Raw genomic sequence first — 14,768 nt, forward strand, 5'->3', positions numbered from 1 at the left:
ATCGGGACAGTACCTTCATTACAAAGGAGTTGTGTCCCGAACAATGAAAAATTCCGTCAATCTGCCGTTCAACATGGCAGAGAAGTGGCAAATCCGTCACGTCATTCCGATCGTGATTTATTTAATCGTGCAACTTGTCCCGGCAACCTTCCCAAGTTTCCTCTCCAAAAGTCAGATTCCGAGCGTTCTCGGCTGGTGGCTCGCGATTGGTTTTACTGTAGCCGTCATCGTTTCCTTCTATTGTTTACGTCCCGATTGGCAGAAGTGGAAAGCTGAAGGCAATCAGACTGATACGATGGATACGTTAAAGTGGATCGGGATCGGAATCGTCTTGTTGTATGTCTCGCTGATCAGTGTCAATCTGGTGGATGCTTGGCTATCCGGTGGTATCGAGAACATCGCGAAATCACAGAATACGGATGAAATCATGAAAGCCATCCAGGTCATTCCGATTCTTCAAGTCATGGTCGTCCTGCTTGGTCCGATCATGGAAGAGTTTTTATTCCGCCATATCATGTTCGGAAATTTGTCGACCAAACTGAACTTCATCTTCAGCTTCGTTCTCAGCGGTGTCATCTTCGGTTTGATTCACGGAGATAATAAATTTTTGATTTACGTCGCGATGAGCTTCGTTTTCTCGCTCGTCTTCGTCAAGACCCGCCGCATCATCGCACCGATTGCCATTCACGTCTTTAATAACGGCATCGTCGTGCTTGCCCTCTACGCAACGACTTAATTAACGAAAGGTAGTGTTTTCATGCGACAAGGTTCAAACTTCATGGCATTGTTTTATGCCATCTTCGGTATTCTGTTCATGTACCTCGCTTATACCAACTCGATTGAGGCCGGAACAGTCTTTAACTTCTGGACGATTCTCTTAACACTGTTCGCAGCCGTCGACTTTTATCGTCTTTACCTCATCTTCCGCTTCCGGATGGCAGCCAAGAAGATGATCAAAAAAGAACAGGAAAAAAAGGACGACAAGAAATAACGCAAAATGAGATCGCTGACTTTAATCGGTGATCTCATTTTTTATTGGCATCTATGACGTAGAAGAGCAGGTGTCGTTCACCGCCCGACTTTTACGGGAAAAGGAAGCTCCGCTTCCGTCAGGAACAGACAAGCCGCTGTCGTCAGAGAAAAACGGGCGCGACAAACATGACACCACAGGAATACAAAAAAGACCAGATGACGATTCATCTGGTCTGCTGTCATATTATGCACTCTTGATTTTATCCTGCTTGCCTTCCGTCGACATGAATTCGTCGAGCTGGTCGGAATCCAGAACACCTTCCCACTTCGCAATGACGAGTGAAGCGAGCGTGTTTCCTGTTACGTTAACGACAGAACGCATCATGTCCATGATCCGGTCAATCCCGGCGATGAAGGCAAGACCTTCAGGCGGAATCCCGACCGTTCCGAGTGTAGCGAGCAGGACTACGAACGAAACGCCCGGTACGGCAGCCATCCCTTTAGATGTTAGCATCAACACGAAGACGAGCGTCAACTGTGTCCCGATTGATAAATTAATATCGTACATCTGCGCGATGAACAAGGCTGCCATCGCTTGGTACAGTGCTGATCCATCGAGGTTAAACGAGTAACCCGTTGGAACAACGAAACTGACGATCGACTTTGGAACACCCATTTTTTCGAGTTTTTCCATGACACGTGGCAATACCGTTTCCGACGAGGCCGTCGAATACGTCAGGAGCAATTCATCCTTGAAGACACGGACGAAATCCGAGACACGAACCCCGACCCATTTCATGATTGATCCGAAAACGATGACCATGAAGAGAAGTGCCGTGACATACAATGTTCCAATCAATTTAAAGAGCGATCCGAGTGATTCGATTCCGAACGTCGAGACCGTCACACCAATCAAAGCGAAGACACCGATCGGAGCGAACTTCATGACGATGTTCACCAGGTTGAACATCGCTGCTGCGACGCCTTCGAAGAAGCGGACGACCGGTAACCCTTTTTCGCCGGCGAAGCCGACACCGAGTCCGAACAGGACGGAGAAGAAGATGATGGCCAGCATATCGCCACGCACCATCGCGTCCAAGATGTTCGTCGGAACGATATTGACGACCTTCTCAACAAGACCTTGATCCTTTGTTGTTTCTTCCGTCTCGACATATGTCGAGATATCCGTTTTGTCGAGCGTCGCCATGTTGATGCCGGCTCCCGGCTCAACAAGGTTTGCTGCGAATAAACCGGTAAAGATGGCAATCATCGTGACGATTGTAAAGTAACCGAGTGTCTTGACGCCGAGACGACCGAGACTTTTCGGACTTCCGACTGACGAGACACCGAGCACGATGGTTGTAAAGACGATTGGGACGACGATCATTTTCATCATCCGGATAAAGATATCACCGATTGGCTTCAGCCACTCCGCGACATGTGGATTCCCGTAAAAGATACCACCGACGGTAATCCCGAGAATCAATCCGATTAAAATCTGCCAAGCCAAACCAAGTGGCTTACGTTTCGTTACTGCCATAATTTTCCTCCTTAATTTCACACATTTAAAAACACATAAGAGCATTTTGTCCTAAATACAGACCGTTGTCAAACCGTACTGTTATAGTACAATACAAAAAAAGAGACGGCTTCCGTTTAAAAAACAGAAGCCGTCTCTTTGCTATTTCGTTATTTTCAACGGTTTTGATTGACCATTTCCTGAATCAATTCCCGGTTCCGCTTTTTAAAGACTTCATTGTGGGACGATACCATCGCGACTTTTGGTGCCTCCGGTTCAATATATTTCTTCGCCCGGTTGACGGCGTTCGCCGCATCCTGAAAAGCACCGGAGATGAGATGGACTTTTCCTTCGTGCGACAGGATATCCCCTGCCGCGTAGAGACCAGGTACACTCGACTCACTTGATGCTGTTCCGGCGATATAAAAATCATCAACCTGTTGTAAGTCGAGGTCACAGTTCGCCAGCAGCTCGGCATCCTGCTCATAGCCGTGGTTAATGATGACTTCGTCAATTTCCAAAGCCACCGTCTCGTTCGTCGTACAATCGATCAGTTCGACCGAGGCAATCCGGTGATGATCGTCACTCGCAACCAGCTTATGGATCGTCGTGTTTAGCAGACAAACGGCGGAACTGTTAACGAGCTGTTCGACTTGCGCTTCATGCCCCGTGAAGCAGTCTTTCCGGTACGTGACGTAAACTTTTTTCGCGACAGGTTCCAGTTCATTCGCCCAGTCGATGGCCGAGTTACCGCCGCCGGAAATGATGACCGTCTTATCCTTAAACCGTTCAATTGATTTGACGGTGTAGTTCAAGTTCGACACCTCATACCGTTCCGCACCCTCGATCTTTAGTTTCTGCGGATTGAGGATTCCGCCGCCAACGGCAACGATGACTGTTTTCGAATAGTGAATCATCCCAGATTCTGCTTCAAGGACGAAGTTGCCAAAAACATCCTTCGTGATGGAAATGATTTTTTCGTTTAAATGAACGGTCGGATTGAACGTCAAGCCTTGTTCGACCAGCTGTTCCATAAGCTTTGCACCGGTAATAGGTGGCTGACCCCCGACGTCCCAAATCATCTTTTCCGGATAGACGTGAATCTTTCCACCCAGTTCTGCCTGATATTCGATCAATTTCGTCTTCATTCCGCGTAGTCCACTATAGAAAGTAGAGTATAACCCGGCCGGGCCTCCACCAATTACCGTTACATCGAACAATTCCTGCTGCTCCATCTTACTCACTCCTCGCTCTCCAACACGACTGATTATCATTCTCATTCCCAATGATAACGTGAACATCTCTTGAAGACAAGAAAAAATGTTGACAGCGTTTTTATGAAACTGTTATGGTTAGGTGGACGATAGTGATAATCATTATCAATGATAACAGCTTTAAACGAGAAGGAGCCTCTGTCTATGGTACGTCTAGCAACAGAAGAAATCAGTATTGGTTACGGAGATCGTACCATCGTCAAGGAATTGACGGTTCAGATTCCTGATCGAAAAATCACGACGATCATCGGTGCGAACGGATGCGGCAAATCGACTTTACTGAAGGCGATGACCCGGATCATTCCCCATCAATCGGGACGCGCGTTACTTGATGGTCTCGATATTGCCAAGGAAAGTACAAAACTGCTTGCCCGAAAAATGGCTATCCTGCCCCAGACACCGGAAAGCGCAAGTGGTCTGACGGTCGCAGAGCTTGTCTCATACGGTCGCTTTCCTTATCAAAAAGGATTTGGTCGTTTAACGAAACACGATTACGAGATCATCGATTGGGCACTGGAAGCGACGGACACAATGGCGTTTAAGCATCGTCCGGTCGACGCCTTATCCGGTGGTCAACGGCAACGGGTCTGGATTGCGATGGCCCTTGCGCAGGAAACGGACATCATCTTCCTCGATGAACCGACGACCTACCTCGATCTCGCCCACCAACTCGAAGTTCTGGAGTTACTCGAACAACTCAACCGGACAGAAGGTCGGACGATCGTGATGGTGTTACACGATTTAAATCAAGCGGCACGTTTCGCCGATTACATCATCGCCATGAAACACGGCGAAGTCGTCAAAGCCGGAACGTGTGAGGAAGTCATCTCAAAAGACGTCCTCAAAGATGTATTCCATATCGATGCCGAAATCGGTCGTGATCCGCGCACGAATAAACCGATGTGTGTCACCTACAACTTAATTAAGGGAGACTGAATCATGAAAAAGCTTTTATTACCGGTTCTTTTATTGTTAACGCTTGTGATTGCCGCTTGTGGCAACACGGAGAAAAAAGAAGAGACCTCGTCTGCTGATACAAAAAAAGAAACGATTACCTATAAATCCGAAAAAGGTGACGTCGAAGTCCCGGCTGATCCAAAACGTGTCGTCGTCCTGGCTGGTTTCGCCGGCAACGTCATGGCACTCGACGTACCGCTCGTCGGTGTCGACTCGTGGTCAAAATCAAATCCGAAATTTGACCTGAAAGACGTCCAAGAAATCTCAGAAGAAAACGTCGAAAAAGTCATCGAACTCGAGCCGGATCTCATCATCGGATACGATACGACAAAAAACATCGATAAGTTCAAAGAAATCGCACCAACTGTCACGTACACATACGGCAAAGTCGACTACTTGACGCAACACATCGAAATCGGTAAATTGCTCAACAAAGAACAAGAAGCACGCGACTGGGTCAAAGACTTCAAAACACGTGCAGCAGACGCTGGAACAGAAATCAAAGCTAAAATCGGTGAAGATGCGACAGTTTCTGTCATCGAAAGCTTCGACAAACAACTCTACGTCTTCGGCGACAACTGGGGCCGCGGCACAGAAATCCTCTACCAAGAGATGAAATTGAAAATGCCGAAAAAAGTCACAGAGATGGCGTTAAAAGATGGCTACTACGCGTTATCACCGGAAGTCTTACCTGAATATGCAGGCGATTACCTGATTTTCAGCAAGACAGCAGAAGCGGATAACTCGTTCACAGAAACGGACACATACAAAAATATCCCTGCCGTTAAGAACAAGCAAGTCTACGAAGTGGATTCAAAAGAATTTTACTTCAACGATCCACTCACATTGGAACGTCAACTGGAGTTCTTCAAGAAAAGTTTCCTTGGCGCGTAACGTATACTAAAGGAGGGAGCCTCAATGCTCCCTCCTTTTTTGGATTCATACAAACTGGAGGCGATACCTGTGTCATCCGCTCGACTACCCTTTGGATTAAAAATTTCATTCGGACTGGTCCTCTTCGTCGTCATGTTTTGGATTTCGATGACGTTTGGTGCTGCTGATACGTCAATCCGTGAAGTCTGGAACGCCTTGACGTTTGGTCCGCTCAACGATAAAGCCAAAATCATTCAAGAAATTCGTCTCCCCCGGGAACTCGCCGCGATTCTCGTCGGTGCGGCACTCGGCGTCTCGGGTGCCATCATGCAGGCGATGACACGTAATCCTCTGGCGGATCCCGGTCTGCTCGGTCTAACAGCCGGTGCCAATGCGGCGCTTGCCTTAGCAATCGTCTTCATTCCCGGCATCAACTATTACGGCATCATGCTCGCCTGCTTCATCGGTGCTGCCCTCGGTGCGGCACTCGTTTTCGGAATCGGTGCTTCCCGCCAAGGCGGCTTCTCCCCGCTCCGGATCGTCCTCGCCGGATCGGCGATTTCCGCCTTCTTGTACGCGATTGCGGAAGGAATCGGGATCTACTTTAAAATTGCCCAGGACGTCTCTCAGTGGACGTCAGGCGGACTCGTCGGCACGACGTGGGGACAACTGCAAGCGATCACGCCGGTCATCGTCATCGGGACGGTGATTGCGATGATTTTCTCACGTCAGTTGACGATTCTCAGTCTGTCGGAAGAAGTCGCACTTGGTCTTGGTCAGAACATCACCCGGATCAAAGCTGTCTTGTACGTCGTCGTCATCCTGCTTGCCGGTGCTGCCGTCGCCTTAGTCGGCAACATGGCGTTCATCGGGCTGATGATTCCGCATATCGTCCGTGCGATCGTCGGGACCGATTACCGTTACATCCTGCCGATGACGGCTGTATTCGGAGCAACGTTCATGCTGCTTGCCGATACGATCGGTCGGACGCTGTTTGCACCGTACGAGACACCGGTCGTCGCAATCGTCTCGATGCTCGGTTTACCGTTCTTCTTATTGATTGTCCGTAAAGGAGGTCACGCATTCTCATGATGGAAACTCGTTTACGTCGCCGTCAACGCTTGATCTTTTTCATTTTAAGTGTGTTATTGCTCGGCACGATCGTTATAAGTATCGGTCTTGGTCCGGCATCCGTCTCATATGACCGTCTGTTGCCGACCCTGCTCGGACAAGGATCGTTCAAAGAAGACTTTGTTTTATTTTCACTCCGTCTGCCGCGGATTGTCATCACGTTGCTCGCCGGGATGGCACTTGCCTTGTCCGGATCGATCCTCCAAGGAATCACACGCAACGAACTGGCAGATCCCGGCATCATCGGGATTAATACGGGAGCCGGGGTCGCAGTCGCAATCTTCTTCCTCTACTTCCCCGTGGATGTCGGCTCATTCATCTACGGCTTACCGGTTGCGGCATTCTTAGGTGCTTTAGTGACCGCTGTCGCAATTTACGCACTCTCGTACGACCGGAATCGCGGCTTGCAACCGATCCGCCTGATTTTGACCGGCGTCGGCTTCTCGATGGCTTTATCCGGTATCATGGTCATCTTGATCTCATCGACGAAACGTGAGAAAGTCGACTTCATCGCCAAATGGCTCGCCGGTAACATCTGGGGGACGGACTGGACATTCGTCTACGCCTTGCTGCCCTGGCTGATCGTCTTGATTCCGTTTACGCTGTATAAAGCCAATAAACTCAATCTGCTCGCTTTAAACGAACCGGTCGCGATTGGTGTCGGGGTCGCGATTGAGAAGGAACGGATTCAACTGTTGCTGACAGCAGTCGCACTCGCGGCATCCGCTGTCTCCGTCACCGGCGGGATTTCCTTCATCGGCTTGATGGCACCGCATATCGCCCGTGCCCTCGTCGGTCCACGTCATCAATGGTTCTTGCCGATTGCGCTGTTGATCGGCGGCTGGTTGCTCGTCTTGGCCGATACGATCGGACGAAACATCGCTGATCCGGAAGGTGTTCCGGCCGGTATCGTCGTCGCACTGATTGGTGCACCGTACTTTATTTATCTGCTTCTGAAAAAGTAAGAAAACTGATCAACCAACAAGAAATGATTTCTTGTTTCACTCGCTTTCCTCAGGCGAGACACAAGCCAGTTTTCCTGTCCATTTGGACAGGAAACCGGGTCTTGTTTGTCTCTGACAGCGCAAGTTGCCTTGCGCTTCTTCCTGCAGGAGTCTCGTAAATCAAATCATTTCTAAAAAAACAACAGCGGCGAGAGGAAGTTAAACTTCCTCTCGCCGCTGTTGTTTTTTACGTATCGTTTTATTACATCATTCAATATTTAACCCGCCGCGCTTCCCGTTCCGCGAGAATCAGCTCGCGTTCTGATAAATGCGTCGGATCAAGTCGTTTGATCCGGGAATCGACGAGACGGTCGAGTGACAAGACGGACAGTAAAAAGACCAGAATCGGTCCGATCAGCGTTGGTCGCGACACATACGGAATCAAGAACTGGGACGCCACGACAAGCAGCAACTCGGTAATTGTAATGACGATGTACGGCAACCCGAGATGATCCCAGACTTCCATCCGGTCAAATCGTTTCGTGAAATAACGATACTTCAACAAGCGGACCGTCCATTGGTAACCCAGGACGGGAAGCAGTAAAAAGTAATGCATTGAGGTTTCGGCGAAGTTTAAATCATCTGCCAGAAACAAAAAGACGACCAAAACGAGCAGAAAAAATACTATCTGAACACGCCGGGCACGTTTCGTAAAGCGCAGATATTCAAGTGTTCGTTGCCGTTTCATTTCATCCATTTCCTGACCTCCCCCTATCGCTACATTAACTTCCCGGTTTCCGGTACTGTTCGACTTCCCGCATCGTCACGAAAGCCGGATCAAGCTGTTTCGCTACCCTGTTTAATCGAGAGACGTATACTGTAATCGCAAACACCCAGAACAGAATCAGGGCGAAAGAAACACCTGAATACTGAGGGAAGAGATTGCCCACGTAGAATAAAATGATCGGGACAAAATACCCAATCATCGAGGCGCGACCGACCTTCAAAACGGTCTGTTGATATAACTCAGCCGGCAGACGTTGTTTTAAAATCCGCAGACGCATGATTTCCCGGACGACGCCCGCGAGACAAAGTACGGTAATCGAAAATAACGTAAACAGTCCCGTCTCCCAAAAACCCGGAATGAACCAACCGATCACTGCGAAGACCAAAACCGGAACCGGCGTCAGATGTTGAAGCTTTTTGAGCGGCGGTCCAAGCAGATTTAACCGTGCGTTTTTTTCAAGCAGTGTATTCATTTGATGTTAGCTCCTATTTTATACATTTTTGTATACTTCCTGATCACTGACAAAATCCGGATCATCGCGCCGAATCCGGCGTTTAAACCACCATTCAGACACCACGTAAATCGGGATCAGGATAATCAGAATCGTCCCCCATATCTGCCAAAACGACAAATCCACCGTCAGTATCAAAAGGATGGCAAACGTAACACTTAACACAACGTTTTGGACAAACCAAAATCGCCAGTATGTCGTTGCTAGTTCTTCACCAACGTACGATTCAAGAATCTGGCGTTTTTTGACTTGATAACGCAGATTGGATCCAAGGAAAGCAACCGGAAACAACAGCGTCAGTAGAACCGAATCAAACAATGTCATTAAAATCCCGATCCCCATCAAAAGTAGAACTGTCCATAACCACTTCGTTCCTAACAGGTCTTTCTCCATGTAAGCCAGCGTCAATTCATGTAACCGTTCGTCCCGTGCCGTACGCATGATGTTCTCTCCTTTAGCTGTCATTCTTCCAAGTACTTCACGTGCTTATGCACTTCCTGATCACTGCCGAAGTCGGGATCGCCTGACCGGGCCATTTTTTTAAACAACCAATCGGTCACAAAATAAATCGGAGCGAGAATCAGGATGACCCAAAACGTCATTTTCCATAAGGACAGATCACTCGTTTCGAGTATCACCATGAGCAATGAGCCATATAACACAATCTGAATGCCGAGCCACAGCATCGATTGTGTCATGACCTGGTCTTTTGAGAGATACCGTTCTAAAATCCTGCGTTTTTCCAGCTGAAACGGAAGATCAAAAATCAGATAAACAAGCGGCTACAGACCCAAATAAAGGGCGGAATCCATCGTTTCCGAAAAAATGCCGAGCGTCGCCGCCACGGCAGCCATCAGCCAGCCGTTTTTTTGAAGCTGACTCTTGTCGATATAGGCAAGTGTCAGTTCATGTAACCGTTCGTCCTTTGCCGTTTGCATCTGACTTTCCTCCTTCATCCCTGCTGGATTTCTGTTTCACTGATATAAGTCGGATCAATCTGTTTGGAACGGTACGTCAAGAAACGCCGGCAAAGCCAGTAAAACGGGATGACGAAAAGACATAGTCCAAGCAAAAAGGTCGTACCTGACCGATTGGCCGTCAGAATAATCAAGGCTGCGAGCGCTCCGTACTGAAACAATCCGACGCCGACATGAAGACGGAACAGACGGTCTGCTGATCTTTGGGAGGTGTGACGGGCAACGATTTGAAAACGTCGCCGTTGCATGATTATGTCATAAGCGAAATATAAAATCGGAATGATCAAAGCAAGGACAGGTTGTTCCATCAGGTTACTGGCAAACAAGAAGAGTGCCAAGACGCCCCACAGTTTAGCGGTCGTCCGTTGATGCATGTGTTGATAAAGTTCCTGTAATTCCGTCTGTTGTCCTGTCACAGCATTCATTGCAACACGTTCCTCTCCATCATTTCTTAATGTAATATACTTACATTTTACCAATTATGTTTCAAAAAAAAAGAAACTTCTAAAAAGAAGTTTCTAGACCGAGACCTGAATGATTAGATAGATGACACTGTATGCAACGATGGCTAACGGAATCATCGCGACGCCGATCAACCAACCGTTCTTATCGCGAATTCCGAGATACAGAACCAGACAGCCGACGATGAAAGCAATGAGTGTAGTAAATGGATTCATACGAGTTCCCCCTCAAAAAATAACCTATAAAGAAATTTCCCCTTCCCTCAACTTGATAAACACGGAAACCGTTTCGGAAGACGTTCCGATTCATTCATTCTGTGACAAAACAAAAAACAGTGTCGCTTCCGGCAGACATCCACCGGAACCAACACTGTCTTCCACTTCTTATTTCTTCGTGATGACGACTTGCTTCTCGACGACATGGCCACCGAGGTCTTTTAATTTCAAGTTGTAGACGTTTTTACCTTTTTTCAAGGTAACAGTCTTATTGATCGTTTTCTTGAACGCACGCATTTCGTACGGCTCCTTGAACGAACGGCGGTATTCGGCGTTACCGTTCAGATCAAAGCGTAACTCATCGTAGTTGTCGCGCAGGACAATCGTCATTTTCGCTGTTTTCGTTTTGCTTGAAACCGTTTTTGGTGCTGTCACGCGGATTGTCGGACGCTCCGAATCGATGATGACCTGACGGCTGAAGGCAACACGATTGCCTTTTCCATCATAGGCTTCGACTTTAAACGACTTCACACCATCCGTCGTATACGTGATGTCATGGCTGAATGCATAGTGTTGTTGAACAGCATCCCAGCGTAATTTGACAGCTTTTCCGTTGATTTTGAATGATTTGATGCCGGACTCATCGGCGACGTTTCCTGAAACCGTCACTTGTTGTGATGTCGTTAAGCCGAGTGCTTCCGGTGTATCAATTTGAACACTTGGAACGGTTTTGTCGACACCTGAAGTGTTGACGTTTTTCTTCACGCTGTTACCCGCATAATCCGTTACGACGAACGTGACTTTCGCGCGGCTTGGCAGATCCGTCAGCGTGTAATTTTTAACAGATGGAGCAAGCGGCTCTTTCAAGACACTTTTTCCGTCGACCAAGATATCAAATGACGCGACACCCGTTCCTTGGTCACCGGCTGTCCAGGAAACTGCTTTTTTGTCAGCATCCCATTTAACGGTTGCTGCCGGAACTTTTGTATCAATGTAGATCGGGAATAACGCCGTCTGCCATTTCGCATTCGGATAATCGACGACTGATTTGACCTGATAGTAGTACAGACCATCTTTGGCTTTTGCACCGTTGACCGTTCCATCCCACGCCGCATTCGTCACCGGTGTGTAACCGTCTTCCGATCCGCCGTCATAATAGTTTTTGATGACGTCTGACTGCGTTTCCAGTTTACGGAGTGTTGTTTTGTTGCGGTCAAGAATCGAGTACTCGACCTTTTTCGCGTTCCGTAAGAACGACAGGACCGGGAAGGCCTCATCGGCACTGCCATCCCCGTTCGGTGAGAACGAGACTTTTTCTTTAACGACGTCGCCTGCAGCATTCGTTCCGAGGAAGTTGAAGTTATCCTTCACTTCTGTCGCAAGACCTGTGACGCCGTAGAACGTGTTTTCATCATACACCGGTGCATCGACGATTGGTGCTTTGTCCCATGCTCCTTTGAAGCCGACATACGGAACTGTCAACTCAGGATTTTTGCTCTTTGTATCGATCAGACGGACGAATCCTTCGACAAAGTAGCCGTTTTCGAAGATGGTTTCAAGCGGTACACCGTTTGCCCAATCGACTGTATCTTTTAAATCAACCGTAACGTTGACTTTTGTCGTGCTCTTCGCGTTAATCGCGACTGAACTTGCTTTCTTCGAGCCGACCGTGAAGGAAATCGGGAACGTGCCTTTATTGGCATCGACCGCATCAACTGTTCCTTTTTTAAAGATACCGTTCGCTTCCAGGAAATTTTGACCTTGGACGGCGAGATCCGATTGGACCGTTCCAGCCAGTTTGTACGTCAGTTTTTCATTGCTGTAGTTCTTCAAGTCGAGCGTAAAGCTGAACTTGTCGCCGACTTGTTTCAAGGCGGCTTTTCCTTCGCCCGATTTTGTTTCCGTTACGACGACCGGTGTTTTCATCGCCGCACGCAAGTCCATCAGACCCGCTCCTTCACGACGCGGAGAGTAATAGTTACCGGTTTTTGCTTCCGCATTGTATTTTCCTTTATCGAGTTGCGGACGAGACGTGTTCATCAAAATGGTCTTCGCGAGTTTAACACGTGTCGCCCCGCTGACTTTAAAGTCCTTATCGATCCGTTGCATGACGAGTGCTGTTCCGCCGGCAACGTGTGGTGCTGCCATCGAAGTCCCGCTCATGACGCCATATTCGTTGGCGTTGAGAGTGGAGTAGATTTTTCCGCCCGGTGCCGTGATTTCCGGTTTAAAATCAAGGTTCGGTGTCACACCCCATGATGTGAAATCAGACATTTCTCCGGCGACCGGGTTTGGTGTCGAGACCGCTTTCCCGTCAAACGTAACTGTCAACGCTTTACCTGCTTTTGCTTTCGCTTCGAGCTCGTTTCCGTCGGCAATGCTTAACGAGACGAGTGGAATCGTCGGTTTATTGAGCGCCATGCTGACGTAATCGCCGTGTTCGACACGACCGCGAACGATGACGCCGGCTGCTCCTTGTTTTTCAGCTTCCGCTTGAATCATCGCGTAGTTAAAGTTACCGTTTCGGACGACGAAGACGACTTTATCTTTGACGTCTTTGTCCGCATAGTTGGATTCACTGCCGTCACCAACATACACGACATCCATCTTCTCTTTATCAAAGACAGCAATCGGATTCGGTGAATCTTGTTTTTGGTAGGCCAGGTAACCGGCATCCTGTCCGTCAACCGTTAATGCCATACCTTCGAGTGTCAGCTGTGTGTTTTCAACAGACGCGACTTGCAGCGATTCGCTGATCAGTCCCGGCGAACCGACGACACCGACATCCGGATTCGATGCATATGGATTTCCGGCACCGCTTCCGGCAAATGCCGAGTTTCCGGCCGAAATCGCACATAAAATCCCGTTGTTCATCGCATTAACGATCGCTTTTTGTTCCGGATCATCTTTTTGGACGAACGAGGCCGTTGAACCAAGACTCATGTTGATGACATCTGCGCCGAGCGCAATCGCATCATCGATCGCTTTGATGTAGATATCACTGAATGTCGACGGCATCCCCGGATCATTGCCGAATACTTTCATCGCAAGCAGTTGTGTCTCCGGTGCCACCCCTTTGATCCCGCCGTTCGTTTCATCGCCGTTGGCACCAACCGTACCGGCAACGTGCATTCCGTGCATCGAAGCACCTGGTCCGAGGTCACGGATTTCACTGTCATGATCGGCATAGTTATAACCGTACGGAACTTTTTCCGTAAAGTAGTTTCCTTTTAATCCTTTTGACGCTTTGAAGCCTTCGACTTTTGACGACGTCAAATCAACTTTTGTCTCCGGACTGAGGACCATGTCCTTATGGGTCGGGTCGATTCCCGTATCGATGACGGCAACGATGGTTCCTTCCCCTTTATAGCCGTAGTCCTGCCATGTTTCTTTTGCATTAACCATGTCTTTACTGTGCAACATGTTTGGTGTCGCGCCTTTTTCGACTTCCGGACGCGCATACTCATGTGCGATATGTACGCTCTTGATGCCGCTTAACTTTTTCAACTCTTTGATTTCACCGTATTTGACTTCACCACTGAAACCGTTCAGGACAGTCGTAAAGCTTTCTTTATACGAAACAGCAATATCTTTTTTAGCAATCGCTGCTTTGACTTCTTTTTGTTTATTGACGATCTGATTCTTGAGAATGATTTTTTCCGTATTGCTTAACGTGCTGTAGCGTTTATTTTGTGCCTGCGCATGTTCAATTGCGGCTTTTTGATCGAGTTCGACGACAATCCGTACTTTTTCGTTTTGGCTGTATGACTTTTCCTGACCCGCTTTTTTCAGTGAGAGTGCTTGTGGCTTTTGTACATCCACTTTTTGTGATGACACATTTCCCTCAGCATGAACTAGGCTGGAAGTTGTCATGAGGGCTGCCGCCATCAGAGCAATCTTCTTTTTCTTCATTCTTTTTCCTCTTTTCCAAAAATGTAATGTGTAACAAAACATATTAAACGAAAATTCTGTATTTTTAGTTTAATTAATTTTCTCTTAATATACAATTTAAATTTGGAGTATTTTAAAAATAATTGTTGGTTTATGGCATATCAATCAGTTAACATCCTTCATTTACCTTTTTATCAAAAGAGAACGTTTTTCTGAAAACACAAAAAAAACCCCCGGTTGCCCAAGGGTTTTCAA

The 14,768-nt window shown here is 47.8% G+C and carries 17 protein-coding genes; 6 read left to right on the forward strand and 11 right to left on the reverse strand.

Features of this window, described 5'->3' with window-relative positions; genetic code table 11:
• Positions 1-43: 43 nt before the first annotated feature.
• Both KNP91_RS09880 and KNP91_RS09885 read left to right on the forward strand, forming a co-directional pair.
• A complete protein-coding gene (locus KNP91_RS09880; protein WP_214849936.1) occupies positions 44-736 on the forward strand; it encodes a CPBP family intramembrane glutamic endopeptidase in 693 nt (230 codons plus the stop codon).
• Positions 737-757: 21 nt separating this feature from the next.
• Positions 758-991, forward strand: a complete 234-nt coding sequence (locus tag KNP91_RS09885; RefSeq protein ID WP_214765486.1) for a DUF4305 domain-containing protein — start codon at positions 758-760, stop codon at positions 989-991.
• A gap of 77 nt (positions 992-1,068) precedes the next feature.
• On the opposite strand, the gene KNP91_RS09890 is transcribed toward KNP91_RS09885, so the two are convergent.
• From KNP91_RS09890 to KNP91_RS09900, 3 genes are all read right to left on the reverse strand, one after another.
• Complete coding sequence (locus tag KNP91_RS09890; RefSeq protein WP_214849938.1) at positions 1,069-1,215, reverse strand: hypothetical protein; 147 nt, start codon at positions 1,213-1,215, stop codon at positions 1,069-1,071.
• Between the two features lies 1 nt (position 1,216).
• Positions 1,217-2,512 carry a cation:dicarboxylate symporter family transporter gene (locus KNP91_RS09895; RefSeq protein WP_214849940.1) on the reverse strand — a complete coding sequence of 432 codons (1,296 nt, stop codon included), beginning with the start codon at positions 2,510-2,512 and terminating at the stop codon, positions 1,217-1,219.
• A 155-nt stretch (positions 2,513-2,667) separates the two neighbouring features.
• Positions 2,668-3,726, reverse strand: coding sequence for an NAD(P)/FAD-dependent oxidoreductase (locus KNP91_RS09900; protein WP_214849941.1), 1,059 nt, complete (start codon positions 3,724-3,726; stop codon positions 2,668-2,670).
• A 183-nt stretch (positions 3,727-3,909) separates the two neighbouring features.
• Between KNP91_RS09900 and KNP91_RS09905 the strand changes: the two genes are divergently transcribed.
• From KNP91_RS09905 to KNP91_RS09920, 4 genes are read left to right on the forward strand one after another with little or no spacing between them, the layout of a single operon-like run.
• A complete protein-coding gene (locus KNP91_RS09905; RefSeq protein WP_026831834.1) occupies positions 3,910-4,701 on the forward strand; it encodes an ABC transporter ATP-binding protein in 792 nt (263 codons plus the stop codon).
• A gap of 3 nt (positions 4,702-4,704) precedes the next feature.
• Positions 4,705-5,616: an iron-hydroxamate ABC transporter substrate-binding protein gene (locus KNP91_RS09910; RefSeq protein ID WP_026831833.1), complete on the forward strand. Its 912-nt coding sequence runs from the start codon at positions 4,705-4,707 to the stop codon at positions 5,614-5,616.
• Positions 5,617-5,640: 24 nt separating this feature from the next.
• Entirely contained in the window at positions 5,641-6,687 is a 1,047-nt protein-coding gene (locus KNP91_RS09915) for a FecCD family ABC transporter permease (RefSeq protein ID WP_051523867.1), read from the forward strand.
• On the forward strand, positions 6,684-7,691 hold the full coding sequence (locus tag KNP91_RS09920) for a FecCD family ABC transporter permease (protein WP_214849943.1): 1,008 nt from the start codon (positions 6,684-6,686) through the stop codon (positions 7,689-7,691). Before KNP91_RS09915 ends, KNP91_RS09920 begins: the two co-directional genes overlap by 4 nt.
• Before the next feature lie 250 nt (positions 7,692-7,941).
• Here KNP91_RS09920 and KNP91_RS09925 read toward each other — a convergent pair whose 3' ends face one another.
• From KNP91_RS09925 to KNP91_RS09960, 8 genes are all read right to left on the reverse strand, one after another.
• Positions 7,942-8,427, reverse strand: a complete 486-nt coding sequence (locus KNP91_RS09925) for a hypothetical protein (RefSeq protein ID WP_214849944.1) — start codon at positions 8,425-8,427, stop codon at positions 7,942-7,944.
• A gap of 25 nt (positions 8,428-8,452) precedes the next feature.
• Positions 8,453-8,929 carry a hypothetical protein gene (locus KNP91_RS09930; protein ID WP_214849945.1) on the reverse strand — a complete coding sequence of 159 codons (477 nt, stop codon included), beginning with the start codon at positions 8,927-8,929 and terminating at the stop codon, positions 8,453-8,455.
• 18 nt (positions 8,930-8,947) lie between these two features.
• Positions 8,948-9,409 carry a hypothetical protein gene (locus KNP91_RS09935; RefSeq protein WP_214849947.1) on the reverse strand — a complete coding sequence of 154 codons (462 nt, stop codon included), beginning with the start codon at positions 9,407-9,409 and terminating at the stop codon, positions 8,948-8,950.
• A gap of 20 nt (positions 9,410-9,429) precedes the next feature.
• Positions 9,430-9,666 carry a hypothetical protein gene (locus KNP91_RS09940; protein ID WP_214849949.1) on the reverse strand — a complete coding sequence of 79 codons (237 nt, stop codon included), beginning with the start codon at positions 9,664-9,666 and terminating at the stop codon, positions 9,430-9,432.
• An 84-nt stretch (positions 9,667-9,750) separates the two neighbouring features.
• The gene (locus tag KNP91_RS09945; protein WP_214849951.1) at positions 9,751-9,906 is read right to left on the reverse strand and encodes a hypothetical protein; all 156 of its coding nucleotides are present in this window, start codon (positions 9,904-9,906) and stop codon (positions 9,751-9,753) included.
• A 14-nt stretch (positions 9,907-9,920) separates the two neighbouring features.
• Positions 9,921-10,370 (reverse strand): hypothetical protein, encoded by a 450-nt coding sequence (locus KNP91_RS09950; protein WP_214849954.1) that lies wholly within the window; start codon positions 10,368-10,370, stop codon positions 9,921-9,923.
• Between the two features lie 93 nt (positions 10,371-10,463).
• Positions 10,464-10,622 carry a hypothetical protein gene (locus KNP91_RS09955; protein WP_012371645.1) on the reverse strand — a complete coding sequence of 53 codons (159 nt, stop codon included), beginning with the start codon at positions 10,620-10,622 and terminating at the stop codon, positions 10,464-10,466.
• Between the two features lie 168 nt (positions 10,623-10,790).
• Positions 10,791-14,534 carry a S8 family serine peptidase gene (locus KNP91_RS09960; protein ID WP_214849957.1) on the reverse strand — a complete coding sequence of 1,248 codons (3,744 nt, stop codon included), beginning with the start codon at positions 14,532-14,534 and terminating at the stop codon, positions 10,791-10,793.
• Positions 14,535-14,768 lie beyond the last annotated feature (234 nt).

This window comes from Exiguobacterium sp. s138 (assembly GCF_018618775.1).
Lineage (GTDB): Bacteria > Bacillota > Bacilli > Exiguobacteriales > Exiguobacteriaceae > Exiguobacterium_A > Exiguobacterium_A artemiae.